This is a genomic window from Novosphingobium aureum (assembly GCF_015865035.1).
Lineage (GTDB): Bacteria > Pseudomonadota > Alphaproteobacteria > Sphingomonadales > Sphingomonadaceae > Novosphingobium > Novosphingobium aureum.
This window is the reverse complement of sequence record NZ_JADZGI010000001.1, coordinates 1,865,330-1,892,260: the sequence shown is the minus strand read 5'-3', so window position 1 is coordinate 1,892,260 and position 26,931 is coordinate 1,865,330. Positions and strand designations below refer to the sequence as shown.

At 65.5% G+C, this 26,931-nt stretch carries 24 protein-coding genes, 2 tRNA genes and 1 pseudogene; 11 read left to right on the top strand and 16 right to left on the bottom strand.

Annotated features, from left to right (window positions below; all coding sequences use genetic code 11):
* Window positions 1-119: 119 nt before the first annotated feature.
* The 10 genes from I5E68_RS08935 to I5E68_RS08890 form a co-directional block, all read right to left on the bottom strand.
* A complete protein-coding gene (locus I5E68_RS08935) occupies window positions 120-2,156 on the bottom strand; it encodes an alpha/beta hydrolase family protein (RefSeq protein WP_228726903.1) in 2,037 nt (678 codons plus the stop codon).
* Window positions 2,157-2,260: 104 nt separating this feature from the next.
* Window positions 2,261-3,409 carry a tRNA guanosine(34) transglycosylase Tgt gene (gene tgt / locus I5E68_RS08930; RefSeq protein WP_197163042.1) on the bottom strand — a complete coding sequence of 383 codons (1,149 nt, stop codon included), beginning with the start codon at window positions 3,407-3,409 and terminating at the stop codon, window positions 2,261-2,263.
* Window positions 3,410-3,428: 19 nt separating this feature from the next.
* Window positions 3,429-4,379: a DUF481 domain-containing protein gene (locus tag I5E68_RS08925; protein WP_228726902.1), complete on the bottom strand. Its 951-nt coding sequence runs from the start codon at window positions 4,377-4,379 to the stop codon at window positions 3,429-3,431.
* 122 nt (window positions 4,380-4,501) lie between these two features.
* Window positions 4,502-5,275: an ABC transporter permease gene (locus tag I5E68_RS08920; protein ID WP_197163040.1), complete on the bottom strand. Its 774-nt coding sequence runs from the start codon at window positions 5,273-5,275 to the stop codon at window positions 4,502-4,504.
* Window positions 5,272-6,249: an ABC transporter ATP-binding protein gene (locus tag I5E68_RS08915; RefSeq protein WP_197163038.1), complete on the bottom strand. Its 978-nt coding sequence runs from the start codon at window positions 6,247-6,249 to the stop codon at window positions 5,272-5,274. The genes I5E68_RS08920 and I5E68_RS08915 overlap by 4 nt, the downstream gene beginning before the upstream one ends.
* 73 nt (window positions 6,250-6,322) lie before the next feature.
* Window positions 6,323-7,357, bottom strand: coding sequence for a tRNA preQ1(34) S-adenosylmethionine ribosyltransferase-isomerase QueA (gene queA / locus I5E68_RS08910; protein ID WP_197163036.1), 1,035 nt, complete (start codon window positions 7,355-7,357; stop codon window positions 6,323-6,325).
* Between the two features lie 117 nt (window positions 7,358-7,474).
* Window positions 7,475-8,176: a peptidylprolyl isomerase gene (locus I5E68_RS08905; RefSeq protein ID WP_197163034.1), complete on the bottom strand. Its 702-nt coding sequence runs from the start codon at window positions 8,174-8,176 to the stop codon at window positions 7,475-7,477.
* Window positions 8,177-8,312: 136 nt separating this feature from the next.
* Window positions 8,313-8,825: a pantetheine-phosphate adenylyltransferase gene (coaD, locus tag I5E68_RS08900; RefSeq protein WP_197163032.1), complete on the bottom strand. Its 513-nt coding sequence runs from the start codon at window positions 8,823-8,825 to the stop codon at window positions 8,313-8,315.
* 51 nt (window positions 8,826-8,876) lie between these two features.
* Window positions 8,877-9,785 (bottom strand): polyprenyl synthetase family protein, encoded by a 909-nt coding sequence (locus tag I5E68_RS08895; protein ID WP_197163030.1) that lies wholly within the window; start codon window positions 9,783-9,785, stop codon window positions 8,877-8,879.
* A gap of 2 nt (window positions 9,786-9,787) precedes the next feature.
* Window positions 9,788-10,042 (bottom strand): exodeoxyribonuclease VII small subunit, encoded by a 255-nt coding sequence (locus tag I5E68_RS08890; RefSeq protein ID WP_197163028.1) that lies wholly within the window; start codon window positions 10,040-10,042, stop codon window positions 9,788-9,790.
* 173 nt (window positions 10,043-10,215) lie between these two features.
* On the opposite strand from I5E68_RS08890, the gene purL reads away from it, so the two are divergent.
* The gene (gene purL, locus I5E68_RS08885) at window positions 10,216-12,375 is read left to right on the top strand and encodes a phosphoribosylformylglycinamidine synthase subunit PurL (protein ID WP_197163026.1); all 2,160 of its coding nucleotides are present in this window, start codon (window positions 10,216-10,218) and stop codon (window positions 12,373-12,375) included.
* Between the two features lie 111 nt (window positions 12,376-12,486).
* Here purL and serB read toward each other — a convergent pair whose 3' ends face one another.
* A complete protein-coding gene (serB, locus tag I5E68_RS08880) occupies window positions 12,487-13,383 on the bottom strand; it encodes a phosphoserine phosphatase SerB (RefSeq protein WP_323982123.1) in 897 nt (298 codons plus the stop codon).
* On the opposite strand from serB, the gene miaA reads away from it, so the two are divergent.
* The 7 genes and pseudogenes from miaA (at window position 13,376) to I5E68_RS08845 (ending at window position 21,643) form a co-directional block, all read left to right on the top strand.
* On the top strand, window positions 13,376-14,362 hold the full coding sequence (miaA, locus tag I5E68_RS08875) for a tRNA (adenosine(37)-N6)-dimethylallyltransferase MiaA (RefSeq protein ID WP_197163021.1): 987 nt from the start codon (window positions 13,376-13,378) through the stop codon (window positions 14,360-14,362). The two genes, serB and miaA, sit on opposite strands and share 8 nt — an antisense overlap.
* A 217-nt stretch (window positions 14,363-14,579) precedes the next feature.
* Window positions 14,580-16,322, top strand: coding sequence for a biosynthetic-type acetolactate synthase large subunit (ilvB, locus tag I5E68_RS08870; protein ID WP_197163019.1), 1,743 nt, complete (start codon window positions 14,580-14,582; stop codon window positions 16,320-16,322).
* A gap of 28 nt (window positions 16,323-16,350) precedes the next feature.
* Window positions 16,351-16,869 carry an acetolactate synthase small subunit gene (ilvN, locus tag I5E68_RS08865; protein ID WP_197163017.1) on the top strand — a complete coding sequence of 173 codons (519 nt, stop codon included), beginning with the start codon at window positions 16,351-16,353 and terminating at the stop codon, window positions 16,867-16,869.
* A 101-nt stretch (window positions 16,870-16,970) separates the two neighbouring features.
* Window positions 16,971-18,005: pseudogene (gene ilvC / locus I5E68_RS08860) on the top strand (ketol-acid reductoisomerase); the annotation flags it as partial.
* Between the two features lie 202 nt (window positions 18,006-18,207).
* Window positions 18,208-18,564, top strand: a complete 357-nt coding sequence (locus I5E68_RS08855; protein ID WP_197163013.1) for an I78 family peptidase inhibitor — start codon at window positions 18,208-18,210, stop codon at window positions 18,562-18,564.
* A gap of 287 nt (window positions 18,565-18,851) precedes the next feature.
* Entirely contained in the window at window positions 18,852-20,522 is a 1,671-nt protein-coding gene (gene leuA / locus I5E68_RS08850) for a 2-isopropylmalate synthase (RefSeq protein ID WP_197163011.1), read from the top strand.
* A 170-nt stretch (window positions 20,523-20,692) separates the two neighbouring features.
* Complete coding sequence (locus I5E68_RS08845) at window positions 20,693-21,643, top strand: NAD(P)H-dependent flavin oxidoreductase (RefSeq protein ID WP_197163009.1); 951 nt, start codon at window positions 20,693-20,695, stop codon at window positions 21,641-21,643.
* 7 nt (window positions 21,644-21,650) lie between these two features.
* On the opposite strand, the gene I5E68_RS08840 is transcribed toward I5E68_RS08845, so the two are convergent.
* From I5E68_RS08840 to I5E68_RS08830, 3 genes are all read right to left on the bottom strand, one after another.
* Window positions 21,651-22,202, bottom strand: coding sequence for an AHH domain-containing protein (locus I5E68_RS08840; protein ID WP_197163007.1), 552 nt, complete (start codon window positions 22,200-22,202; stop codon window positions 21,651-21,653).
* A complete protein-coding gene (locus I5E68_RS08835) occupies window positions 22,199-22,990 on the bottom strand; it encodes a hypothetical protein (RefSeq protein WP_228726901.1) in 792 nt (263 codons plus the stop codon). Before I5E68_RS08835 ends, I5E68_RS08840 begins: the two co-directional genes overlap by 4 nt.
* A 73-nt stretch (window positions 22,991-23,063) precedes the next feature.
* Complete coding sequence (locus I5E68_RS08830) at window positions 23,064-23,606, bottom strand: flavodoxin family protein (RefSeq protein WP_197164709.1); 543 nt, start codon at window positions 23,604-23,606, stop codon at window positions 23,064-23,066.
* Between the two features lie 75 nt (window positions 23,607-23,681).
* On the opposite strand from I5E68_RS08830, the gene recJ reads away from it, so the two are divergent.
* The 3 genes from recJ to I5E68_RS08815 all read left to right on the top strand — a co-directional run bounded on the left by recJ (window position 23,682) and on the right by I5E68_RS08815 (window position 25,799).
* Window positions 23,682-25,481: a single-stranded-DNA-specific exonuclease RecJ gene (gene recJ, locus I5E68_RS08825; protein ID WP_197163004.1), complete on the top strand. Its 1,800-nt coding sequence runs from the start codon at window positions 23,682-23,684 to the stop codon at window positions 25,479-25,481.
* Between the two features lie 128 nt (window positions 25,482-25,609).
* Window positions 25,610-25,685, top strand: a tRNA-Glu gene (locus tag I5E68_RS08820).
* 38 nt (window positions 25,686-25,723) lie between these two features.
* Window positions 25,724-25,799 (top strand) — tRNA-Glu (locus tag I5E68_RS08815).
* Window positions 25,800-25,869: 70 nt separating this feature from the next.
* Here I5E68_RS08815 and I5E68_RS08810 read toward each other — a convergent pair.
* Window positions 25,870-26,607 (bottom strand): extensin-like domain-containing protein, encoded by a 738-nt coding sequence (locus tag I5E68_RS08810; RefSeq protein WP_197163002.1) that lies wholly within the window; start codon window positions 26,605-26,607, stop codon window positions 25,870-25,872.
* A 67-nt stretch (window positions 26,608-26,674) separates the two neighbouring features.
* Window positions 26,675-26,875 (bottom strand): hypothetical protein, encoded by a 201-nt coding sequence (locus I5E68_RS08805; protein WP_197163000.1) that lies wholly within the window; start codon window positions 26,873-26,875, stop codon window positions 26,675-26,677.
* Window positions 26,876-26,931 lie beyond the last annotated feature (56 nt).

Below are 26,931 nucleotides of genomic sequence, written 5' to 3'. Positions count from 1 at the left end.
CCCGGCACCGGAAAGCTGGATCACGCAAACGACGAACGATTCGCCCTTCGCATCCGCAGCATGAGTGTCGGGGGGATGCCGCCACTTGTCCAGAGCGGCAGCATCCCCAATACAAAGCCTTAGTTGATGTGCATCGTCTTGCGCAGGAACGCGTCGCTGTCGCCCAGCACCTTCATGCGCGCAGCGGTATCGTCGAGCTGGTGGGCGAGCTTGGGGAACTCGACATATTCGACCTGCTTGCCCGCATCCTTGAGCCGGCGCTCCATCAGCCGCGCGTGGCTGACATCGACGTTCAGGTCCTCGTCGCCCGAGAACATCAGCACCGGCACCGCAATGCGCTCGGCGTTCTGCGCAGGCGAGCCCTCGCGCACATGAGGTCCATCGCCGATCATCCCGTCGACCACGCGATAATTGGTGTAGTTGCGTGCATTCTGGCGCTTGAGCTCGAGATCGGTCACGGGCGCGATCGCAACGATCGCCTTGTAGAGCCCGGGATCGGTGACACCCGACTGCAGCGCCGCATAGCCACCATAGGACCAGCCCACGATCGCCAGCTTATCCTTGTCGGCAATCCCCTGCTTGACCAGCCAGCGACCGGCATCGTCGACATCACCGATCGCAGAGCGCCATGACCGGTAACCATTGCGCTCGAACCACTCGTCGCCGTAGCCCGCCGAACCGCGATAGTTGGGCTGGAGCACGGCATAACCACGCTGGGCGAAGTACTGGACGAGCCAGTCGAAGCCCCATTCATCGCGCGCGGCAGGGCCGCCATGCGGCATGACGATGGTCGGCAGCCCCCTGGCATTCATGTCCTTGCCCGGCGGCATGGTGAGATAGGCGGGGACCATCGTGCCGTCGGCGGCGGGATACTGGACCGCGTGCATCGGCGAGAGCGTCATCCCCGCAAGCTGCGGGCGCACCGCAACCAGTTCGTCGAGCTGGCGCGTGGTCTTGTCGAAAAGATAGACCATGCCCGGATTGACGTCGCTGTCGCTGAGCAGCAGCAGCCGGTTCTCGTCCTCGCTGGAATCGAGGATCGTCAGATCGCCGTCACCGGGCAGCGCCTTGGCAAGCGCCGAGGTGAGCTTGGAAAGTTCGGGATCGAACAGCGCCGAATGACGCCGGTCGGTGGCCCAGGTCACGCCCACAACACGCCGCTCGCGTCCGATGCGGATCAGCCCGTCGACGTCGACGCCCGGATGCGCCATGACGAGATTTCGGGTCAGGTTACCATCGAGGCTCATGCTGTAGAGCGCCTGGTAGCCGTCCTTGCGATCGAAGCCATAGACGAGATCGAGCTCGGGATCGACCGCCACCGGATTGAACCCCCGCGCTGCCCCGTCAGGAAACTCGAGCTTGCCCAGCGCGCGCCAGCTGTGTTCGCCAGCTGCGCGGTACATGTATTCGATGAAGGTCGAATCGTAGCCATTGGCGGTGCCGGGCTGGAGCCCCATGATGCGCACCGCGCCGCGTCCGTCACTGATGTATTCGACCGCAGAGCGATGCGGCTGCTCGACGACCTTGCGTCGCAGCGATGCGGCGTCGAGGCGATCGACGCCGAGGCCTTCGCGGGTCTGTGCAAGGCGTGTGCCCTCGGAACTTTCGGGGAGATATTGCTTGGTCACGAGGACCTCGCCCGGATCACCCGCCTTCAGATCGATCACGCTGCCGCCGAACTGGGAAAAGCCCAGGGCGCGAAAGGCCGAGCGGTTCTCGTCCAGCACCTTCATGTCGCTGCCGTCGGCGTTGACCCCGACCATGCGCGAGAAGCTGAGCAGCTGTCCCGTGCTATCGGTGCGCATCGAGATGTTGCAAAGCAGCCGCTTGTTGCTGATCCACGAACAGCGATGGATGTGCTGGTCCTGACCGCTGCTCGAGAGGATCCCCTTGAGTGAGCCATCCTCGATCGAGACCACGTTGACGACCTCGCCGCTCGGCTCGCGGGAGGAGACGAAGGCCACCTGCGTGCCATCAGGTGACATGCTGATCTGCCGAACGTCCTCGCGCGATGCGAAGTTACGGGTCAGCTTCGCCGTGCTCAGCGGTTCATTCTGCGCGCCTGCGTCAGCCTGCGCCGATACGGCTGCAAGCGGCTGAACGAGAGCGGCGCTGGCCATCAGGGCCAGCCCGCCCAAATACTTTCTGCTAATCATGTCGCCCCCATTCAAGATGACGACAACATTCCGCGCAAATTCGTTAAAAACAAGATTAATGGTCTGAAATTGAACAGGTATTTATCTCAGGAGCGTGATCCAGATCACACTTGCGGGGAGCTTTTGCGCCCCTGATAGTAATCGTCACGAAACTTGCGCGCGAAAGCTGCGAAGCGCCCCTCTGCAATCGCATCGCGCATCGCCTGCATCAGCTGCTGGTAGAACGAGAGGTTGTGTTCAGTAAGCAGCATGGCGCCCAGCATCTCGCCCGAGCGGATCAGGTGATGGAGATAGGCGCGGGTGTAGGTCTTGCAGGTCGGGCAGGTGCAGCGCTCGTCGATCGGGCCCGTATCCTCGGCATGGCGCGCGTTGCGCATGTTGAGCGGACCGTTCCAGGTAAAGGCCTGCCCATTGCGCCCCGACCTTGTGGGCAGCACGCAGTCGAACATGTCGACCCCGCGCTCGACCGCACCAACCAGATCGTCGGGCTTGCCCACCCCCATGAGGTAACGCGGACGATCCTCGGGCAGCTGCCCGGGGGCGAACTCGAGCGTTGCGAACATCGCCTCCTGCCCCTCGCCCACGGCAAGGCCGCCGATGGCATAGCCATCGAAGCCGATCTGGGTCAGCGCGTCGGCACTTTCCTTGCGCAGCCCCTCGTCGAGCGCACCTTGCTGGATGCCGAAGAGCGCCGAACGCTCGGCATGTTCCTCGCCGCTGTCGAAGCCGTCGCGGCTGCGCTTGGCCCAGCGCATCGACATCTCCATCGAGCGCGCAATCACGTCGCGCGGCTGGTCGATCTTGGGGCATTCGTCGAAAGCCATGACGATGTCCGAACCGAGCAGGCGCTGGATTTCCATCGAGCGTTCGGGGCTGAGCATGTGGCGCGAGCCGTCGAGGTGGCTGGCGAAGGTCACGCCCTCCTCGGTGATCTTGCGCAGGTCCGACAGGCTCATGACCTGATAGCCGCCGCTGTCGGTGAGGATCGGGCGGTCCCAGTTCATGAACTTGTGCAACCCGCCAAGGCGGGCCATGCGCTCGGCGCCCGGGCGCAGCATAAGGTGATAGGTATTGCCCAGGATGATGTCCGCGCCAGTGGCACGAACGTCCTGCGGCTTCATCGCCTTGACCGTGGCGGCGGTGCCGACCGGCATGAAGGCGGGCGTGCGGATTTCGCCGCGACGCATGGCGATGGTACCGGTGCGCGCCTTGCCGTCGCGCGCGTGAATGGTGAAGTCGAAACGCGGGTTCATGCCGCGCCCGATAGCCGCCTCAGAAGCCGTAGACCAGAGCGAAGCGCGAAACGGTGTCGGTCTGCAAGGTTCCGACCGGCGGCGAGGTCTCGTGCTCGATCGAATAGGACAGCTTGAGCTTCAGGTCCTTGGCCATCGCCACCTCCAGCGCACTGAGCGAGGTGAAGGTGTTGTTGTCCGAACCGACATAGGCGCTCGCATCCTGCGAGAGCTTGAGCGAGCCGTTGAGTTTCCAGTCGAAATCGAGCGAAGTGAGGCTGGACCAGGTCGTCTGGCTGAGCTGATCGATATAGTCGGTCTGACGCAATGCGGGACCGAACTCGAGTGAAAGCGTCATGTCCCGCTTCTTGATCAGACGGTAGCCCAGACCGCCGGAAAGCGAGTAGCGGTTGCGATAGCCCTGGATCAGGTCCTTCTCGTATTGGGCGCGACCGTAAGTGAACAGGCCGTCGTTGAGTGTATAGCGCGGCTGGTAGCTCGCACTGTACTGCTCGCGCGTGACGTTGCTGTCGGTCTCCTGGTAATCGACATTGGCCATGATCGTATGCTGCCAGTCGATCCCCTCGCGAGTGACCTTGAAGCCACCGGTGAAGCCGAAGTTGCTGGTGTTGCCGGTACTGCGAAAGCCCCCGAGCTCGATCTGGCCCTTCCACAGCTCGAGCAGCCCCGCCTCGCGAATCTCGCGTTCCTGCGCCGCCGTCCGCGCCGCTGCCTCGGCTGCCCGGCGATCAAGATAAGCCCGATGCATCGCCTTAATTTCCTTGCGGTAATAAGGCTGCGTCTTGGATGCAAACTTCACCACGGCGGCGACTTCGTCCGAAGCTTCGGACTGCATCGCCTCGTCGAGCATCGCACGCACGGCACGAGGCAGCTGCGGCTGACCTATCTCGAAATACGGCACCGGGTACTCGTATACCGGAAGATCGAGGACGAGCGTCGGTGGCGGCATCGCCTCGACGTACTCGGGCATCGGAATTTCCTCTTCCGCGACATCCGAGCGCTGCTGGGCAGCGAAGGCAGGCGAACAGACGGCAAGAAGGGGGAGCCCGAAAGCAATACCTGAAAGAAATCGCATATTGGGAAACTACTTAATCACGCACGCAAACGCCACCCCGTAGCGAATATCCGTGCAATCGCGAAGATGCATAGCGCGAGAAATACGAGCGCCATGATGAGCGAGATCGCAATCGGGAAGTCGGCTGACCCGTAGAAGCACCAGCGCAAACCGTTCACGAGATAGACCATCGGGTTCACCAGCGCGATCGAGCGCCAAGGCTCGGGCAGCATGTCGATCGAATAGAAGGTGCCGCCAAGGAAGGTCAGCGGCATGACGAAGAGCGCGGGCACCATGCCCACCTGCTCGAAACTGCCTGCCCAGATGCCGAGAATGAACCCGAAGAGCGAAAAAGTCGCCGAAACCAGCAGGATGAAGCCGATCGCGTAGAAGGGGTGGACGATCGTGTAATCAACGAAGAACGCGGCCGTGCCGAGAATGATCGCAGCCAGTACGAAGGATTTGGTGGCCGCCGCGCCGACGAAGCCGACCAGCGTCTCGCCGAATCCCACCGGGGCCGAGAGCAATTCGTAGATCGCACCGGTAAAGCGCGGCATGTAGATGCCGAAAGCGCCGTTGGCGGTACTCTCGCTCAGCAGCGTGAGCATGAGCAGGCCGGGCACAATGAAAGCGCCGTAGTCGAGCCCTTCGACACCCGAATCCATGCGGCTGCCGATCGCGGCACCGAAGACGACGAAATACAGGACGGTCGAAAGCAGCGGGGCGACGATCGACTGCAGCGCGGTGCGCAGCGCGCGTGCCAGTTCGTGCAAGTAGATCGTCCAGGCACTGCGCGCGTTGAAACGGATCATGCTGCTGCTCCCTCACTCGGTGCATCGTGCCCGGATGGACTTTCGGAATGGCCTTCGAGCAGATTGACGAAGATCTCTTCTAGGCTGGATTCGCGAATGTCGATCGCCTGGTAGTCGATGCCCTGCGCAATGAGCGCCTTGGTCAGTGCGGCCACCTCGGCCTTGCCACCGCTAGCGCCGTTGCCGCCGCGATAGGTAAGGCTCGCATTGTCCTCACCCAGTGTCAGCGGGAAGGCGTTCAGCGCCTCGGGGATCGCGGCGAGCGGCTGGGAGAGCGTGATGACCGCTTCGGTACGGCCGAGCCCGGACATGATCTGCGCGGTCTCCTCGACCATGCGGATGCGCCCGGCCTGGATGATGCCGATGCGGTCGGCCATTTCCTCGGCTTCCTCGATGTAGTGCGTGGTCAGGATGATCGTCACCCCGCGCTCGCGCAGCGCGGCGATCTGCTGCCACATGTCGCGGCGCAGTTCGACGTCGACGCCCGCGGTCGGCTCGTCGAGAAACAGCAGGTCGGGATCGTGTGCAAGCGCCTTGGCGATCAGCACGCGCCGCTTCATCCCGCCCGAAAGCGCGCGGATCGGCTCCTTGCGCTTGTCCCACAGGCTCAGCGCGCGCAGGATTTCCTCGATGCGCGCCGGGTCGGGAGCATGGCCGAAGAGACCGCGAGAATAGTTGACCGTGTGCAGCACGGTCTCGAACATGTCGGTCGCCAGTTCCTGCGGGACGAGGCCGATGCGCCGGCGCAAGTCGCGCCAGTTCGACTTCATGTCCTCGCCAAACACCCGGATCGTGCCGGCGGTGGGCTGGACCAGTCCGCATACCGCACCGATGAGCGTGGTCTTGCCCGCCCCGTTGGGTCCGAGCAGTGCGAATATCTCGCCCTTGCGGATCGACAGGTCGACGCCGTCGAGCGCGGTGAAACCACCGCGATAGGTCTTGGTCAGACCTTCGATTTCGAGAATTGTCTCCATGGCGCGAGGTCATGGCCCATCCGCGCGACAGTTCCAAGACGCAAGTCTCGGGTCTTGCCCAGTTCCTTGCCGCTCAGTCGCCGGGCAGCAGCAGGCTAGAATCCCCGTAGGAGTAGAAACGGTAGCCGTTCGCGATGGCATGGGCGTAGACTGACTGCATCCTATCCAGCCCCATCAGCGCCGAGACCAGCATGAACAGCGTGGACTTGGGCAGGTGGAAGTTGGTCATCAGCCCGTCGATCGCCTTGAAGCGATAGCCGGGCGTGATGAAGATCGAGGTGTCGCCCTCGAAGGGACGGATGACATTGTCCTCGCCCGCCGCGCTCTCGAGCAGGCGCAGGCTCGTGGTACCGACCGCGATCACGCGCCCGCCTGCCGCGCGCGCAGCGTTGAGCCGGTCTGCGGTCGCGGCATCGATCCGCCCCCACTCGGCATGCATGCGATGATCGGCGGTCTCCTCGGCCTTGACCGGAAGGAAGGTGCCTGCGCCCACGTGCAGCGTCAGGGTCTCGCGGGCAATGCCCGCCTCGTCGAGCGCCGCGACCAGCTCAGGAGTAAAGTGCAGGGCCGCGGTGGGCGCTGCGACAGCGCCCTTCTCGCGCGCGAACATGGTCTGGTAATCGCTCTTGTCGGCCTCGTCGGTCTCGCGCTTGCCTGCGATGTAGGGCGGCAGCGGCATGCGACCGGCTCGCTCGAGCAGGACCTCGACAGGCTCCTCGCCAGCGAAGGCGAGCGTCCAGCTGCCGTCTTCGTGGCGCTCCTCGGCAATGGCGGTGACGTCGGCAGGGAATTCGACCGTGTCGCCCGCCTTCAACCGCTTGGCATTGCGCACGAAGGCCTGCCAGCGGCGCAGGTCGAGCCGCTTGTGCAGCGTCGCGCCGATCCGCGCCTCGCCGCGACGGCCCTCGAGCTGAGCGGGGATCACGCGCGTATCGTTGAATACCAGTACGTCGCCTGCCCGAAGCTGCCCGGGCAAGTCGCGGACGTGCAGGTCCTCGAAGGGCGCATCGCCGCGGGCGACGAGGAGCTTCGCCGCGTCACGCGGACGCGCCGGCCTGAGGGCGATGAGCTCGTTGGGAAGGTCGAAATCGAACAGGTCTACGCGCATGGCGCGGAGCGCTAGACCAGCGCCCCGGCTTCGACAAGCGAAAGCTCCCGGGGCGCCGCGCGCGGATCAGCAGGCCGGTTGCCGGGCGCGGCCATCCTCGCCCGGCAGCTAGTGCCTTTAGTTGGACTGGGAATTGTTGAGATCGTCGAGCGTTACCGGAGCATCGTTGGCCGAACCGCCGAGCGGTGCCGCCGGAGCAGGCTTGTGCTGCGAATAGAGCGAGGCCTGGACGATCTTGCTGGGATCCTGCGGCGGTTCGCCACGGTGGATCGCGTCGACATACTGCATGCCTGCGATCACGCGACCAAAGGCAGTGTACTTGTAGTCGAGCGAGAAGCGCGGGTAGAAAACGATGAAGAACTGGCTGTTCGCCGTGTTCGGCTCGTTGGTACGCGCCATCGAGACGATGCCGCGCACGTGCGGGATCGAGTTGAACTCGGCCTCGAGGTCGGGGAGCTGCGAGCCGCCCTGCCCGGTCCCCGTCGGATCGCCAGTCTGCGCCATGAAGCCGTCGATCACACGGTGGAAGATCAGGCCGTCGTAAAAGCCCTGGCTGGCCAGCGTCTTGATCCGCTCGACATGCTTGGGAGCCCATTCCGGCTTCAGACGGATCAGGACGCGTCCACCGGTCGAGAGGTCGAGGACGAGCACGTTCTCGGAATCATGCTCGGGATCGAGGTCGATCTTGCTGGAGAGCTGCGCGGGCTTTGCCGGCGTGGCAGCCTCATCCTGGGCCATTACGGGCGCGCTGGCGAGGCTGGCGGCAGAAACCATGGCCGCACCGGCAGCCAGCGCGCGAAGGGAAAGGCGAAAATTCATGGGTTACTCACAAGCTCCGGGCGATCCATGCCGGGGCGATAGAGCCCCGGCGCTGTCGGCACAATGAATGATTTGGCAAACCCCACGACGCGACAGCGGCCTTTGCGCGACCCGGGTCGATGTCGAGCGGGCGCGCTCAGTAGTCGCCGAGCTGGCCGCGCATGGCGATCCGCGCAACGACGTCCTCGCGCACCGCAGGGCTGACGAACTTGGCGATATCTCCCCCGAACAGCGCGATCTCCTTGACCAGCTTGGACGCGATCGGCTGCAGGCTGACATCGGCCATGAGGAATACCGTCTCGATCGCGGGATCGAGCTGCTGGTTCATGCCCGCCATCTGGTATTCGTATTCGAAATCCGCGACAGCACGCAGGCCGCGCAGGATCACGGTCGCGTTCTGCTTCTTGGCGAACTTCATCAGCAAGGCGTTGAAACCGACCACCGAGACATTGTCGATGCCCAGTGCCGCGACCTCGCGCTCGACCATGGCCATGCGCTCTTCGGGCGTGAACATCGGGTTCTTCGACGGATTGGTCGTGACTCCGATGATCAGGCGATCGACCAGCTTTGCGCCGCGCCGGATGATATCGGCATGGCCCAGCGTGATCGGATCAAAGGTGCCGGGATAGACCCCGATGCGCTCAGTCATTCGTCTTCGCTTCCCTCTCTCGTCGGCCCCTCGTCAAAGGAACCGTCCCCCTCACCTGTCGCGCTCAACGATGAACCGGGCCACGCTGCGCAGCAGGTCGGCCTCGGCACCGTGCTGTGCGAGATGACTCACGGCCTGGTCAACCAGCATGCGTGCCTGTTCGCGCGCACGATCCGCGCCGAGCAGCGAGACAAAGGTCTCCTTGCCCGCCTCGGCATCCTTGCCGACGGCCTTGCCAGCGAGCGTAGCATCGCCCTCGTGGTCGATGAGATCGTCGGCGATCTGGAAGGCGAGGCCGATGTCGCGCGCATAGCCGCGCAGGTGCGTGCGCCCGGCCGGCTGTACATGGCCCAGGATCGCCCCCATTTCGACCGCCGCGCCGAGCAGCGCTCCGGTCTTGAGCTGCTGGAGGCGCGTCACCGTGGGCAGGTCGAACTCGCTCTCCTCGGCAACGAGATCCATCATCTGCCCTCCCGCCATGCCGTGAGCGCCGCTCGCGCAGGCGAGCGCGCGGACCAGCTCGATGCGGGTGAACGGATCGGCGCAGGTGGCCGGATCGGACAGGATTTCGAAGGCGAAGTCGTGCAGCGAGTCGCCTGCCAGCACCGCAGTCGCCTCGTCGAAGGCGAGGTGCAGCGTAGGCTTGCCGTGGCGCAGGGCATCATCGTCCATGCACGGAAGATCGTCGTGAATGAGCGAATAGACGTGGATCGATTCGAGCGCGATCGCGGCGCGGATGGCAGCCTCGCGCTCGACGCCATACATCGCCGCGACGGCCGTGAGCAGCAGCGGGCGCAGGCGCTTGCCGCCACCGATGGTAGCATAGCGCATCGCCTCGAAGAGCCGCGCACGCGCATCGTCGGGCACCGGCAGCATCGCATCGTAGGCGGCATCGACCTCGGCCGCGATCGCGGTCAGGGCCTCGGCCAGCAGCGAATCGCCAGTGGCAAGGGCGCTCACCCTCAGCGCTCCGGCGCGTCGAAAGGTTGAGTCGCTACCGGCTCGCCTTCGGGGCCCGTCACGATCTTCTCGATCCGGGCCTGCGCAGCGTCGAGCCGCTTCTGGCAATGGCGGCGCAACGCCTCGCCCTTCTCGTAGAGCGTGATCGAATCCTCGAGAGGGACCTCGCCGCTTTCGAGCTTGCGCACGATACCTTCCAGTTCGCGCAGGGAATCCTCGAAGCTGAGGGTCTCGATTTCAGGGTTCTCAGAAGCCATGCCGCAGCAATGGCGGCGCACGCCGTGCCGGTCAAGGGAGCCGGGCGAGTTTGACCCCGCAGCGCGCACCGGATGCGCCGCGAAGTACCGGCACACAACCTCCCCGAATTTCACACAGTCATGATGACAATCCGGACTGGAAAGCGGACAAGGACATGGCTAATGCGCGTCGCATGAGCGAAATCACCCCTGACGTCGTCGAGGCTCACGGCCTCAATCCCGAGGAATACGAGCGCGTGCTGAGCGCGCTGGGCCGCGAGCCGAACCTCGTCGAGCTCGGCATCTTCTCGGTCATGTGGTCCGAGCACTGCTCGTACAAGTCGAGTCGCTTCCACCTCAAGCAGCTCCCGACCGAGGCGCCCTGGGTGATCTGCGGCCCCGGCGAGAACGCGGGCGTGATCGACATCGGCGACGGACAGGCCGCCATCTTCAAGATGGAGAGCCACAACCACCCCAGCTACATCGAGCCCTACCAGGGTGCGGCGACGGGCGTGGGCGGCATCCTGCGCGACGTCTTCACGATGGGCGCGCGTCCGGTCGCGAACATGAACGCGCTGCGCTTCGGGCGTCCCGAGCACCCCAAGATGAAGCACCTCGTGCAGGGCGTCGTCGCGGGCATCGGCGGCTACGGCAACTGCGTGGGCGTTCCTACCGTCGGCGGCGAGACCAACTTCCACAAGGCCTACGACGGCAACATCCTCGTCAATGCGATGACCGTGGGCGTCGCCGATACCGACAAGATCTTCTACTGCGCCGCGACCGGCCTTGGTAATCCGATCGTCTACGTCGGCTCGAAGACCGGCCGCGACGGCATCCACGGCGCGACCATGGCCTCGGCCGACTTCGACGAGCATTCGGACGAGAAGCGCCCGACCGTGCAGGTCGGCGATCCCTTCACCGAGAAGCTGCTGATCGAGGCCTGCCTCGAACTCATGGCGACCGATGCCATCGTCGCGATCCAGGACATGGGCGCTGCCGGCCTCACCTCCTCCTCGGTCGAGATGGCCTCCAAGGGCGGCGCCGGTATCCGTCTCGACATGAACAAGGTCCCGTGCCGCGAAGAGGCGATGACGCCTTACGAGATGATGCTCTCGGAGAGCCAGGAGCGCATGCTCATGGTCCTGAAGCCCGGCAAGGAAGCCATGGCCGAGGCGATCTTCAGGAAGTGGGAGCTCGACTTCGCGGTCATCGGCGAAGTGACCGACACCGGCCACATGGTGCTCGAGTTCAACGGCGAGGTCGTGTGCGACATCCCGCTCGGCCCGCTCGCCGACGATGCGCCCGAGTACCAGCGCCCTTACGTCACGCCTGAGGAATACAAGGCCTGGGCCGCCGTACCCACCATGGGCGAGGTCCCCGCCACGACCGACGTGGCCGCGGACCTGCTCACGCTCATGGGCAGCGCCGATCTCGCGTCGCGCAAGTGGATCTGGGAACAGTACGACAGCCAGGTCGGTGCCGACACGATGCAGAAGTCGGGCGGCGATGCTGCCGTCGTGCGCGTCCACGGCACGAAGAAGGCGCTCGCGATCAGCACCGACTGCACGCCGCGCTACTGCTACGCCGACCCCTACGAGGGCGGCAAGCAGGCAGTGGCCGAGACCTACCGCAACATCACCGCGACCGGCGGGTTGCCGCTCGCGATCACCAACTGCCTCAACTTCGCCAACCCGCAGCGCCCCGAGATCATGGCGCAGATCGTGGGTTGCCTTGGCGGCATGGGCGATGCGTGCCGCGCGCTCGACTACCCGATCGTCTCGGGCAACGTCTCGCTCTACAACGAGTCCAAGGCCACCGGCGGCGGCTCGGCGATCCTGCCGACCCCGGCAATCGGCGGCGTCGGCCTGCTCGCCGACCACGAGACCATGACCACCCTCGCCTTCAAGAACGAAGGCGACGAGATCCTCGTGCTGGGCGGCGAAGGCACTCACCTCGGGCAGTCGCTCTGGCTCAAGACCATCGGTGGTCGCGAGGCCGGTGATGCACCGGCAGTCGACCTCAAGGCCGAAGCTGCACGTGGCGGCCTCGTGCGCGCCTGGATTGCCGAGGGCAAGGTCAGCGCGGTCCACGACATCTCCGACGGCGGCCTCGTCGTCGCGCTTGCCGAGATGGCGCTTGCCAGCGGCTTGGGCTGCACGCTCGACGCCGAACTCTCGACCGCGCAGGCATTCGGCGAGGATCAGGGCCGATACATCGTGACTTCTCCTGCAGGGACCGACCTGCCCGGCGCAGTTCGCATCGGCACCGTCGGCGGCACTAGCGTCGCGGGCGTCGAGATCGCAGCACTGCGTGAAGCCAACGAGGCATTCTTCCGCGACTGGATGGAAGCCTGATCGCCTCGCTCTCGAGAGCCTGACGCAAGAGAAAGGGCCGCTCCATCACTGGAGCGGCCCTTTCTGTTTATGAGCTTACTTGCGCTGCGATCAGCAGCGCCGCCCGCCACCTCAGCCGTGCACCCAGGTCTGCTCGTCGATGCCGAGCATGCGCAGCACGCTGGTGAGATCGCCGCGGTCGACCCAGCCATTGGCCGCGCTGCGTGCCTTGGGCTTGGCATGGTAGGCGATTCCGTAAGTCGCCGCCTCGAGCATGGGGATGTCGTTCGCACCGTCGCCCGTCGCAAGCGAGGTAACCGGCGTGCCGAGGCCACTGTGCGCCGCCTCGATCTCGGCAAGCAGGGTCGCCTTCTTGACCGCGCTGTCGACCACCGGCCCGGCCAGTTCCCCGGTCAGCTTGCCGTCCGCGACCGCGAGGCGGTTGCCGACGACATGCTCGAAACCGAGTTCGCGCGCGACCGGGTCGGCGAAGTGATGGAAACCGCCGGTCACCAGCACGGTACGGCAACCCAGCTTCTTGAGCGTCTCGACCAGCGTGCGTGCGCCGGGCATCGGGCGGATTCGTTCGGCAAGGCAGTCGTCGATGGCACTTTCGCGCAGGCCCGCGAGCAAGCCGACACGCTCGCGCAGGGCTGCCTCGAAATCGAGTTCGCCCTGCATCGCGCGCTCGGTGATCGCCGCGATGCGCTCCTTGAGCCCGGCGAAATCGGCCAGTTCATCGATGCACTCCTGCCCGATCATGGTCGAGTCCATGTCCGAGATGAAGACCTTGGGCACCACCGGCTCGGCGGTGCAGACCATGCCGTCGCTCGGCGTGAAATGCGCGTCGAGCGCGCTGCGCATCACCGCCACATCGTCGTCGGGCGAGGCCAGTTGCATGGTCTGGTCGCAGAAGTCGAGCATGGCGGCACTGGCGAGACGCAAGCCGCCCGCTTCCATGTCGCTGCGCGCGGCGTCGATTTTTGCCGAGAGATTTTCCGGTTCTGCTATCAGCCGGGCAATGAGCACTGCGAATATCCTTGATGCATCGTTGGACATTGAAACCGGAGACCGGCCACCGCTCGCGCTCATCGCAGGGCCGACGGCCAGCGGCAAGAGCGATTGTGCCGTCGCACTGGCGCAAGCGCTCGAACGCGCTGGACGCAGGGCCGCCATCGTCAATGCCGACGCCTCGCAGGTCTACGCCGACCTCGAAGTCCTGAGCGCGCGCCCCTCGCTCGCGGACATGGGCGGTATCGAACATCGCCTGTTCGGCGCATGGGATGGCGCCGAGACCTGTTCGGCGGCAGACTGGGCCGCGCGTGCCCGCGCCGAGATCGCGGCACTTCATAGCCAAGGCGTAGTGCCCGTGCTCGTGGGCGGCACCGGCCTCTATATCCGCACGTTGCTCGACGGCATCGCCCCGGTCCCCGCAATCGACCCGCAGATCCGCGCGCAAGTGCGCGCCCTGCCCGTCGCCGAGGCACATGCGGCGCTGCTCGTCGAGGACCCCGAGCGCGCCGGCGCACTCGCGCCTGCCGATACCACCCGCGTAGCCCGCGCGCTCGAAGTCGTGCGCTCGACCGGAAAGCCGCTGGCACACTGGCAGCAGCACAAGGTCGGCGGGATCGGCGACGCAGTCACGCTGTTCCCCGCAATCCTGCTGCCCCCCCGCGAGGCCCTCTACGCGCGCTGCGACAGGCGCTTCAACCTTATGATCGAGCGCGGTGCGCTGGCCGAAGTCGAGGCGCTGATGGCCCGCGACCTCGATCCCGATCTGCCGGTAATGCGCGCCATCGGCGTACCCGAACTTGCAGCACACTTGCGCAGCGAAATCCCGCTCGAGACAGCCATCGAGCGAGGCGCCCGGGCGACGAGGCAATATGCCAAGCGCCAATACACCTGGCTACGACATCAGCCTCCGGCAGAATGGCTCAAAATCGAGACCGAAAATTCCGATCCAAATATCATTTGCGACACTTTATTTCGATCTTTTGGCTTGACGTGATATTTCGCACTGCCTAAGGCACCCGACATCAAGCCCATGGAAGTTGGCGGAGAGAGACAAGGCCCGGCACGGCGCACGACGTGCCGGGTCGGCTTTCTTTAAGGGCCGGCCAGAACTGCCCCATCCCCCCGGTTTTCCGGCAGGTTCGGCCCGATTTCGATAACCTTCCCGCAAGTGGCCCGAGGAGCAGGGTCGCCGGGATGCAAAGGAACGTGTTGTGAGCGAAGAGCGCAGTGGCGCAGACATCCTGGTCGAAAGCCTGGTCAAGCAGGGAGTCGAACTCGTTTTCGGTTATCCCGGCGGCGCCGTACTTCCGATCTACGATGCCCTCTTCGGCGACGAACGCCTGCGCCACATCCTCGTGCGCCACGAGGCTGGCGCGGCCCATGCTGCCGAAGGCTACGCCCGCTCGACCGGCAAGCCCGGCGTCGTCCTCGTCACCTCGGGTCCGGGCGCGACCAATGCCGTCACCGGCATTGCCGATGCCTATATGGACTCGATCCCGATGGTCGTCATCTCGGGTCAGGTCGCGACCAACCTGATCGGCTCGGACGGCTTCCAGGAAGCCGACACCGTCGGCATTTCGCGCCACTGCACCAAGCACAACTACCTCGTGAAGGACCCGGCAGACCTTGCCGCGGTCATCGAGGAGGCATTCCAGATCGCCACCACCGGTCGTCCCGGCCCGGTGCTGATCGACATTCCCAAGAACGTCCAGGTCGCGACCGCAGAATGGAGCGGCGGCCCGATCGAGCGCCGCCAGCGCTATGCACCGCGCGTGCGCGCCAACGATGATGAGATCGCGCAAGCGGTCGAGATGATCGCCGCAGCGCGTGCGCCAGTCCTCTACACCGGCGGCGGTGTCATCAACTCGGGCGACGAGGCAACCCGCCTGCTGCGCGAGCTTCAGGCGAAGACCGGCGCGCCGGTCACCTCGACCCTGATGGGCCTCGGCGCGATCCCGGCCGACAATCCGGACTGGCTCGGCATGCTCGGCATGCACGGCACTTACGAAGCGAACCTGGCGATGAACCAGGCCGACCTGATCGTGTGCGTCGGCGCGCGCTTCGACGACCGTGTCACCGGTCGCCTCGATGCCTTCGCGCCGCATTCGAAGAAGATCCACATCGACATCGACCGCGCCTCGATCAACAAGATCGTGCCCGTCGACCTGCCGCTGGTCGGTGACTGCGCACAGATCCTTGGCCAAATCCTCGAGGCATGGGGTTCGCGCAAGGCGCAGGACCTGTCGGGCTGGAAGAGCCGCATCGAGGGCTGGCGCGAGCGCAAGAGCCTTTCCTACCCGGCCAACGACAAGGCGATCATGCCCCAGCTCGCGGTCGAGCGCCTTTTCGCACTGACCCGCGACAAGGACCCGATCATCGCCACCGAAGTCGGCCAGCACCAGATGTGGGCGGCGCAGTACTTCCACTTCTTCGGTCCGAACAAGTGGCTGACCTCGGGCGGCCTTGGCACCATGGGCTACGGCCTGCCCGCCGCGATCGGCGCGCAGCTTGGCAACCCGGACAGCCTCGTCATCGACATCGCGGGCGACGCCTCGATCCAGATGAACATCCAGGAGCTGGGCACCGCCAGCCAGTACCGCCTGCCGGTCAAGGTCTTCATCCTCAACAACGAGTGGATGGGCATGGTGCGCCAGTGGCAGGAGCTCACGTATGAGAGCCGCTATTCGAACTCCTACTCGGACAGCCTGCCCGACTTCGTGAAACTGGCCGAGGCCTATGGCTGGAAGGGCATCCGCATCGAGAGCGAGGCCGGGCTCGACGCCGGTATCAAGGCGATGATGGAGCACGATGGCCCGGTCATCGTCGACTGCCACGTCGCCAAGGAATCGAACTGCTTCCCGATGATCCCGAGTGGCGCCGCGCACACCGACATGATCCTCTATGGCGACAGCGTCGCGGGCACGCTCGACGATGCCGCCAAGGCGCTCGTCTGAGCCCGTCCCGAACCAGGAATTCTTACCGATGATGCACATCAAGCAAGAAGCCGAGGAACGGCACGTCCTGACCGTGACGGTCGACAACGAGGCCGGTATCCTCGCCAAGATCGCAGGTTTGTTCACCGCGCGCGGCTACAACATCGACAGCCTCACCGTGGCCGACATCACCGAGAACCACGCGGTGAGCCGGATCACCATCGTGACTCACGGCCCGCCCTCGCAGATCGACCAGATCCACGCCCAGCTGGAACGCCTCGTGCCGGTGCACAAGGTCGTCGACCTCACCGAGATCGGCCCCTACGTGCAGCGCGAGCTGGCGCTGATCAAGGTGGCGGGCGTGGGCGAAAAGCGGGTCGAGGCGTTGCGCGTCGCCGACGTGTTCCGCGCCAAGGCGATCGACACCACGACCTCGAGCTTCATCTTCGAGCTTACCGGCGCGCCCGAGAAGATCGACAGCTTCGTCGCGATCATGCGCGAGTTGGGCCTCGTCGAAGTCGGCCGCACCGGCATCGTGGGCATGATCCGCGGAGCCGAGGAAGCCTGAAGAAACTCTAGAAACCCGATGCGCTTCGTCCTTGCGCGAGCTAGGACCCCGGCCCGAGCGGCGATGCGCTTGATCGACAATGCACCCGGCACGCGCCGGGACGACGGAGAATGAGAATGAAAGTCTATTACGACGCCGATTGCGACATCAACCTGATCACCGAAAAGAAGATCGCGATCCTGGGTTACGGCAGCCAGGGCCACGCCCATGCCCAGAACCTGCGCGATTCGGGCGTGAAGGAAGTCGCCATCGCCCTTCGCGAGGGTTCGGCCACCGCGAAGAAGGCCGAGGGCGCAGGCTTCAAGGTCATGACCAACGCCGATGCCGCCGCATGGGCCGACGTTCTCATGATCCTCGCTCCCGACGAGCACCAGGCCGCGATCTACGCCGCCGACCTGCACGCCAACATGAAGCCGGGCGCCGCGCTCGCCTTCGCGCACGGCCTCAACATCCACTTCGGCCTGATCGAGGCTCGTGACGACATCGACGTCATCATGATCGCTCCCAAGGGCCCGGGTCACACCGTTCGCGGCGAATACCAGCGTGGCGGCGGCGTGCCCTGCCTCGTCGCGATCCACCAGGACGTGACCGGCAACGCCCACGACATCGCGCTTGCCTACGCTTCGGGCGTCGGTGGCGGCCGCTCGGGCATCATCGAGACCAACTTCCGCGAGGAATGCGAAACCGACCTGTTCGGCGAGCAGGCCGTGCTCTGCGGCGGCACCACCGCCCTCGTCCAGGCTGGCTTCGAGACGCTGGTCGAGGCTGGCTACGCTCCCGAGATGGCCTACTTCGAGTGCCTCCACGAGCTCAAGCTGATCGTCGACCTGATGTATGAGGGCGGCATCGCCAACATGCGCTACTCGATCTCGAACACCGCCGAATACGGCGACATCAAGACCGGTCCGCGCATCATCACCGAAGAGACCAAGAAGGAAATGAAGCGCGTCCTCGCCGACATCCAGGCCGGCCGCTTCGTGAAGGACTTCGTGCTCGACAACCGCGCCGGCCAGCCCGAGCTCAAGGCTTCGCGCATTGCCGCAAAGCGCCACCCGATCGAGGAAACCGGCGCCAAGCTGCGTGCGATGATGCCCTGGATCGGCGCCAACGCGCTCGTCGACAAGACCAAGAACTGATCGCCATCAGGCAGGCCGGGTAGCCGCAGTCAGGCGCACCCGGCCCGCTTCGAGCGACAGCACGGCGAGGCCCGGTCATGCACCAGCGTGACCGGGCCTCGTGCGTTCGCGGGCCAGACCAAGCACTATTGCGTAACCGCTGCCGGGGCTTACATTCCCCGTACTGGTCGATACCGGCCAGCGGCAAACTCGGGAGCCTGCCATGAACCGCCTCAGCACCACCGGCCTTCGCGCAAGCGCACGCATGGCCCTCCTGCTGACGGGTGCCGCCTGCGCCCTCGCCGGCTGCACGACCACCGCTACCGGGGAGACCGTGGCACAGGGACCCGCTATGCCCGAAAATCCTTCGATGGAGCCCGTCTGCGGCGACCAGATGCTTGGCAGCTACATCGGTCGCAAGGCCGACGAGGCGATGATGACGCGCCTCAGGGACTGGCGCGGCGACAAGGCCATCCGCGTACTCGCGCCCGGCTCGGTGGCGACGATGGATTATCGCCCCGACCGTCTCAACGTCATGGTAGACAAGGACAACATCGTTACCGGTTTCAAGTGCGGATGAGGCGCAGCTGATCGCTCGCGCGCCACGCGACTTGCCATTTGCATCCTTCGCACGTGCTTTGGTCTTTACATCGCGTGCTCCAGTGCCCATAGGCTCCGGCATGACTCTTCGTCTCGACCTTCTTCTGCGACTTACGCGCCCTTGGGCGTGACCTGCGTGCTGTCCCGGTGACGCGCGCGACGCTCAAGGGGACCCGATAAGCAGCAGCGACGCGAAGCACCGACGATCTTTCGTGTGACATCTCGCGACCCGCGCAGTCGAAGCGATTTTTCCGGACGAACACAGAAATGACCATGCTCAAAGACCCCTCGGTAAAGTACCGAAGCTTCCCGCAGATCGCCTTGCCCGATCGCCAGTGGCCCTCGCAGGTGATCACCAAGGCACCGCGCTGGCTCTCCACCGACCTGCGCGACGGCAACCAGGCGCTCATCGATCCCATGGGCGCGGAGAAGAAGACCCGCTTCTTCGACCTGCTGGTCGAAGTCGGCCTCAAGGAAATCGAGGTTGGTTTCCCGAGCGCGGGCGCGACCGAGTACGACTTCATCCGAGGCCTCGTCGACAACGACCGCATCCCCGAGGACGTCCTCGTGCAGGTGCTGACTCAGTCGCGTCAGGACCTGATTGAGAAGTCGTTCGAGAGCCTCGCAGGCGCGCACGGCGCGATCGTTCACCTCTATAATGCCGTCTCGCCGCTGTGGCGCGAGGTGGTCTTCGGCATGGAGCGCGCCGAAGTGCGCCAGATCGCCGAGAACGGCGCGAAGATCCTGCGTGATCAGGCCGCCAAGTACCCGCAGACCAAGTGGCACTTCGAGTACAGCCCCGAGACCTTCTCGACCGCAGAGCTCGATTTCTCTATCGAATGCTGCGAGGCGGTGATGGATATCCTCCAGCCCACGCCCGAGCACCCGATCATCCTCAACCTGCCGGCAACGGTCGAGGCGGCGACGCCCAACATCTATGCCGACCAGATCGAGTACTTCTGCCGCAACCTGCCCAACCGCGAGAGCGCGGTGATCTCGCTGCACACGCACAACGACCGGGGCACCGGCGTTGCTGCTGCCGAGCTTGGCCTGATGGCCGGCGCGGACCGCGTCGAGGGCTGCCTGTTCGGCAACGGCGAGCGCACCGGCAACTGCTGCCTCGTCACCGTCGCGCTCAACATGTACACGCAGGGCGTCGACCCCGAGCTGGACTTCTCGGACATCGACAAGGTCATCCAGACGGTAGAATACTGCAACCAGCTCAAGGTCGCCGAACGCCATCCCTATGGCGGCGAACTGGTCTTCACCGCCTTCTCGGGCTCGCATCAGGACGCTATCAAGAAGGGCTTCGCCGCGCAGGAGAAGCGCAACGACCAGATGTGGTCGGTGCCCTATCTGCCGATCGACCCGGCTGACCTTGGCCGCGACTACGAGGCGGTGATCCGCGTCAACTCGCAGTCGGGCAAGGGTGGCTTTGCCTGGGTGATCGAGCAGGACCAGGGCCTCAAGCTGCCCAAGCGCATGCAGGCGCACTTCTCCAAGCACGTGCAGGAGCTGGCCGACCAGCTCGGCCGCGAGCTGCAGGCCGGCGATATCTGGGACGTGTTCCGCAAGGCCTATCGCCTCGATGCGCCCCAGCGTTTCCAGCTGATCGACTGGGACGAGGCGCGCAGCGCAGACGGCAGCCGCGTTTTCGCCGGCAAGATCGGCGTCGACGGCAAGGAACAGAGCGTCTCGGGCCGTGGCAAGGGCCTCATCTCCTCGGTCGTCGCCACGCTGGCCGAGAGCTTCGGCCTCTCCATCGACGTGCGCGACTACGCCGAGCACTCGATGGGCAAGGACTCGAACGCCCGCGCCGCCGCCTACGTCGAATGCGTCACCCCCGCTGGCCAGGTCATCTGGGGCGTGGGCATCGACGAGGACGTGGCGACTGCCAGCGTGCGTGCGGTCCTCAGCGCGGCCAACGCGCTCGCCTGACACCGGCAGCGATCACACCGATCGCCACGACTTCGTGAAGGGCCGTCCGCGCGAGCGGGTGGCCCTTTGCTTTTGCACGACGCCCGCGCGCTGGAGTACCCTCGGACCTCGACAGGTCGCCGCGCCCTGCCTATGCCCTTGGCCAAGCATAACTGTTCATGGGTTGAGAGATGTTCGCAAACGATCTGCTCCGGTCGCTGAGACTGCCGGTGATTGCCGCCCCGATGTTCATCGTTTCGGGCCCGGAGCTCGTGATTGCGCAGGTCAAGGCCGGTATTCTCGGCAGCTTTCCCGCCCTCAATGCGCGTCCCGCAAGCCAGCTTGACGAATGGCTGGCGCGCATCGCGGAGGAAACGGCGGGCAGCGCGGTTCCCTTCGCGGTCAACCTCATCGTCCACAAGACCAACTCGCGCCTGCACGAAGACCTCGCGCTGCTCGAGAAGTGGAAGGTGCCGCTCGTCATCACCTCGCTCGGCGCCAATACCGAGGTCAACGATGCCGTGCACGGCTGGGGCGGCAAGGTGATGCACGACGTCATCGACGACCGCTTCGCCCGCAAGGCCGTCGAGAAGGGTGCAGACGGACTGATCGCGGTCGCAGCCGGTGCCGGTGGTCATGCCGGTGTCCAGTCGCCCTTCGCGCTGGTGCAGGAAATCCGCGCCTGGTTCGAAGGCCCCCTCGCCCTGTCCGGCTCGATCGCCCACGGTCGCTCGATCCTCGCCGCGCAGGCGATGGGCGCGGATTTCGCCTATGTCGGGACGCCCTGGATCGCCACTGACGAGGCGAACGCGATTGACGCCTACAAGCAGGCGATCGTCGAGGGGCACGCTGCCGACATCGTCAACTCGAACCTGTTCACCGGCGTTCACGGCAATTACCTGCGCGCCTCGATCACCGCGGCAGGCCTCGATCCCGACAACCTGCCCGAGGGCGACAAGAGCGCGATGGACTTCGGCTCGGGCGGCAGTTCCGCGGCCAAAGCATGGAAGGACATCTGGGGCGCAGGACAAGGCATCGGCGCTATCGATGCGGTCCAGAGCGTGGCCGCAAGGGTCGACAGGCTCGAGCGCCAGTATCTGGCCGCAAAACAGGACCTCGCCCGCAGCGCCGGGTTCGGCTGAGCCCGGCTCAGGCCGCCTTCAGGAAACCGCCGCCCGACTCCATACCACTCGCCGTCCACAAGCCCTCGACCATCGCGTCGAGTTCGGCAAAGTCGGCCTCGCGCCTCGGCACGTCGTGGCGATTGAGCACCGCGCGCTGTCCGCGCCCTTCCAGCAGATAGCGCCGCAGGGCGCGCTGCAGAAGCGCAAGCCGCATCGAGGCATCGCTTGCGGCCCGCTCGGGCACCGTGGCACGGCTGCGCGCCCAATGCGCCTCGATCTGGCCGACGCGCTCGATCACCAGCTCGCTGTAGCGGCGATGCGGGCCCCGGTGCATGGGAAGTGCAAGCCGCATCGCGGCCGCTTCGTTGCAGGGCAGGAGAAGCCCGTTCTCGCGGAAATCCTCGAAGCGCTGGCGCCGGTCGGCGAGCTCCTCGAAGAGCGCTACAAAGCAGGCCTTGCCGAGCAGCTGGCGGGGTAGCAGGTGATGGCGTTGCAGCCCGGGATCGTGCCCGGGGCGGTGCTTGGCATTGACGGCACGGAAGGGAAGAAATCGTCTGTCCGTGCCCGCCTGCCTCATCCGCTACGCCAGATCCATGTTTGCTTGCCGACCCGCGAGGGCTCGATGACCACCCGCTCGTCGCCGATCGTCACCTCGCGCGGTTCGGTGAATGCGCCCTCGGCAACGAGGTAATCGATTATCCTTATCGAGAACTTAAGAAGCGCCTGATCGCGTTCGCCTGCGCGGCGCTCGATGCTTGCCTCGCGTCCGGTGAAGAAGGTGAGCCCGCTCGTCGTAACGGCACCTTCGCCCCCCGGAACCAGCGCGGTCAGCCCAAGCGCCGGAAAGGCGCCGCCTCCCAGCCAGTTGTAGACCGCGCGGGCGAAGAAGGCTGGCTCGATCAGCGTCCCGGCGCTTTTCCAGCCTATCGCGATTGCCCCGAGCGCCTCGGCCAGGTTGGCCGCGAGGCTGGCCATCGAGCGAAATACCGGCGGCAGCGCGATGCCTGCCGCGATGTGCACCGAGGGTACGAGCATGACTGCCTCGAGCGCGCCTTGCGGCCTCTTGCCGGGCGCGAAGCCATAGTCCTGCCCCGCGAGCGGCACCGCATCGACGCTTGTCGGCGCCAGCCCGGTCAGATCGAAAGTGAGCCCGCTCGCAAGGATTTCCAGCCAGCCCTCGTCCGCCGGAGGGCAATGCCCGGGCTGGGCGGTAAGTGCGGTGAATTCGAGCGTCTCGAACAGCTGCAGCACTGTCGCCTGATCAGGGCGCGACCCCGGCGCGAAGAACAGGGCAAAGCCGGTCCCGGCCTTGCAGGAAGCCTGCAGATCCCCGGGCCGGGGCTCCTGAGTGTCGCTGGAACTCATGACGAAGCACTAGGCACGAGTCGCAGGAAAACGTCCAGTCTCTTTATGTTCATCCTACAAGTTTGCCCGCAGCTCAGAACACACCCATGGAAAGCCCCTCGGCCAGCGCCTCGCCCAGTTCACGGCACTGTGCGAGGCGCTTATCCGGCACGGTCTTGGGCGCAAGGATGGCCTCGGGGGTCTGCGCCTCGAGATTGACGATCATCGGTTCTGCCACGCGCCGCAATCGCCATCCGGTGACGATACGGTCGATCTGCGCCTGCGCGCCGCTGCCATCGGAACCCGCCGCGATCACGGTCGCATAGGCCCTGCCCTCGATACGTCCAAGGACGGGATAATAGCAGCGATCGAACATCTCCTTCATCGCCCCGCTCATGCTCGCGAGGTTTTCCGGACAGGCAAAGATGTAGCCGCGCGCGCCAAGCAGGTCGGCAGGGGCCACCTCGGCGGCCTCGATGAGACGCATCGATGCCCGCGCCTCTTCCGAGCCCTGCGCTGCCAACGCTCCCGTATGCGCTGCCTGCGCCAGCGCCCGCGAGGCCCCCGTCCGGCTATGCCAGACGATCAGCAGCCCCTGCGGCTCCCGGTCGTCCTCGCTAGCGCCCTCGTCGTGCATCTCCATGGCCTCGCAATCCACCTCCAGCATTCTGCGCACTTTGCGATGCGCCCACAGTAGTCTAACCGCTGCGGCATGGCTTCGCGACCTGCAACCGTACTCGGTATCGACCGCTCGCTCTCCGGCAAGGCCTGGCTGTGGCGCGGCGGAAACATGGACATCTCGGGCAACGGCCCGGGCTACATCGGCGGACTGGAGGACGACATCGTCACCCAGCTCCTTCTCTCGCGCGGAGTCGAGCGCGCCGACCTCGAGCGGCATCGCAATCCTTCGCTCCGCGCCTTCCTGCCCGATCCCAGCGAATTCCAGGACATGGACAAGGCCGCCACGCGTATCGCTCAGGCCGTGCGCAAGGGCGAGGCAGTGACGGTCTATGGCGACTACGACGTCGACGGAGCGACCAGCGCCGCGCTTCTGATCCTGCTGCTGCGCCAGCTCGGGCTCGATGCGCGCTACTACATCCCCGACCGCCTGCTCGAGGGCTACGGCCCCTCGGGCGAGGCGCTGGTACGCCTCGCCGAGGAAGGCTCGAACCTGATCGTCACCGTCGATTGCGGCGCGATGGCGCACGAGGCGCTCGACATGGCGGGCAAGACCGGTGTCGACGTTATCGTGGTCGATCACCACAAGTGCGCGCACGAGCTTCCCCGCGCCGCCGCCCTCGTCAATCCCAACCGGCTCGACGAGAGCGACCTCGCCGCCTCCCACGGCAATCTCGCCGCGGTCGGCGTCGCGTTCCTGCTCGCCATCGCGGTAGTGCGCGAGCTGCGCCGCGACGGCTATTTCAAGGAACGGCGCGAGCCCGACCTCTTCGCCCTGCTCGACCTCGTCGCGCTGGGCACCGTAGCCGACGTCGCCGCGCTCCACGGCCTCAACCGCGCCCTCGTCGCGCAAGGGCTCAAGGTCATGGCCAAGCGTGAGAACATCGGCATGGCAGCGCTCATCGACGCGAGCCGCCTGAGCCGCGCACCGACCTGCTCGGACCTCGGCTTCGCGCTCGGCCCGCGCATCAATGCGGGCGGGCGCGTGGGCGAATCGACGCTGGGCGTGCGCCTGCTCACGACAACCGATCCCGACGAGGCCGCGAGCATCTCGGCACAGCTCTCGCGCCTCAACGACGAGCGCCGGGCGATCGAGCAGGCCGTACAGGAAGCCGCCGACGAACAGGTCGCGCGCCAGGACAACCGCTCGGTCGTCGTCGTCGCGGGGGCCGGCTGGCATCCGGGCGTGATCGGCATCGTCGCGGGTCGGCTGAAGGAAAAGACCGGCAAGCCCACGCTGGTGATCGCGCTCGACGCCGACGAGGCGGGACAAGGCAAGGGTTCGGGCCGCTCGATCTCGGGCGTGGACCTTGGCGCCGCGATCATCGCCGCGCGCGAGGCCGGGTTGCTGGTGGCTGGTGGCGGCCATGCCATGGCCTGCGGGCTCACCATCGCGCCCGACAAGCTCGACGCGCTCGCGGACTGGCTCGACGAACGTCTTGCCGGTGATGTCGAGCGCGCGAGCGCCAATCGCTCGATGCAACTCGATCTGGCGCTGGCGCCCGGCGGGCTCACCCCCGACCTCGTCACGACGCTCGAGAGCGCGGGACCTTACGGCATGGGCTGGCCCGGCCCGCGCGTCGCGGTCGGGCCGGTTCGGGTGTTCAAGGCCGACGTGGTGGGCGCCGATCACGTGCGCCTGATCGTGGGCGGACAGGACGGCGGACGCTTCAAGGCCATGGCCTTTCGCTCGGCCGAGACCGATCTTGGTCAGGCTTTGCTGCACGGATCGCGCGATCGAAAACTTTTTTTGGCCGGCCGCGCGAGAATCGATGACTGGGGCAGCCGCCCGCAGGCCGAACTGCATATCGACGACGCCGCTTTTGCAGATTGAAAAATTCGCAGATTTCCAAACGTTTTCAGAGAGAAGAGATAGAAAATACATTTTTGTGGCAGGAAAGGGTTGACCCCCCACCGGACCCCCGCTAGAGGGCCGGTCCTGCCTCCGGCGCAGCTCGGAATGGCCCCTTCGTCTAGCGGTCTAGGACGCGGCCCTTTCACGGCTGAAACACGGGTTCGAGTCCCGTAGGGGTCACCATCCTGCTGCGCAGGAGGCAGTTTTAAAATGGCCTTATTGGCCCCTTCGTCTAGCGGTCTAGGACGCGGCCCTCTCACGGCTGAAACACGGGTTCGAGTCCCGTAGGGGTCACCATTTTCTCCGGTCTAGCCGGAAACACCCTCCCTTCAGACAGCTCTGATTTTCCCTTCGGGGCCCCGTCGCGTCAGCGGCAGGTCGACCATCCTCCCGCACGTCTTGCCTGATCGAGGTGCAGGTGATCGGCGTGGGCCGCATTGTAGTCGGGCGAGAGCACCGTCGCGAAGGCCGTACAGGCCGCGTCGCGTACCTCGTGCAGGAACGCCGCCTGCTCGTCGCCAGCGCCGCTGACAGCAGCGTTCCAGTCGCCCAGGATCGAGATGCGGGTACCGTCCTCGAGGACGAAGGCGGCGATGTCGATCGCATTGCCGGTCGCATGCTCGCTCCAGTTGCCGTTCTGCCCACCGCCGATGCGCCGGCAGTTGTAGGTCCCCAGATGCTCGATACGCGCGACAGGGCTCTCGAGATGCGTTCTGGCGGCCGGCTCGACGCCATGGCGTATCCACCAGGCAAAGGCCCCGTCTACAGCGCAGGTCGTCTGCGCGCGGGCGGGCGAGAGCGCGAGGCCGAGCGCATCCGCTGACGCGAGCTGCTGGCGATCCTCGCGCCGGCACGAACCTTCTCCCGTCGGCTCGAGCGGCTGCACGGCAATGTCGGCCCGCTCGAGGAAGGCAGCACAAGTCTGCGCGTCGGCGCGCAGCCCCCCAAGCTTGCGCCCGGTCGCCCAGCCTTGGCCCTCGTCGAGCGAGAGCGGTGCCCAGGGATTGTGTTCAGGATGATCGGCAAGCCAGCCCCGACCTGTGAGGAACAGCGAAAGCAGCAGCAGGGCAAGGATGGCAATGCGGTCGAGCGCGAGCGAGGACATGCCCGGTACAAAGCCCGGCCTGTCGCTTTGCTCCTGAAAAAGCGGACTGGTGCGCGCTGGCGTGCTGTCAGTCGTCCATCATCAGCAGCATGAGCCAGGCGAGGCCAGTGGCTGCGGTGAACAGCGACCAAGACCAGTAGAAGGTATGCCCCTCGAGATGGATACGCTCGATCGCGAGCGCAGATGCGCGTGCGCCCTGCGAGCCGAAGACGCCGGAAACGACGCCGGTCAACAGGAAGCTGGGAACCATTGCCTTGATGAAAGTCATAGCGATGACCTTGCCGTGTTGAACCTTGAGCTACCGAGTCTCGCACGGCAGGGTTA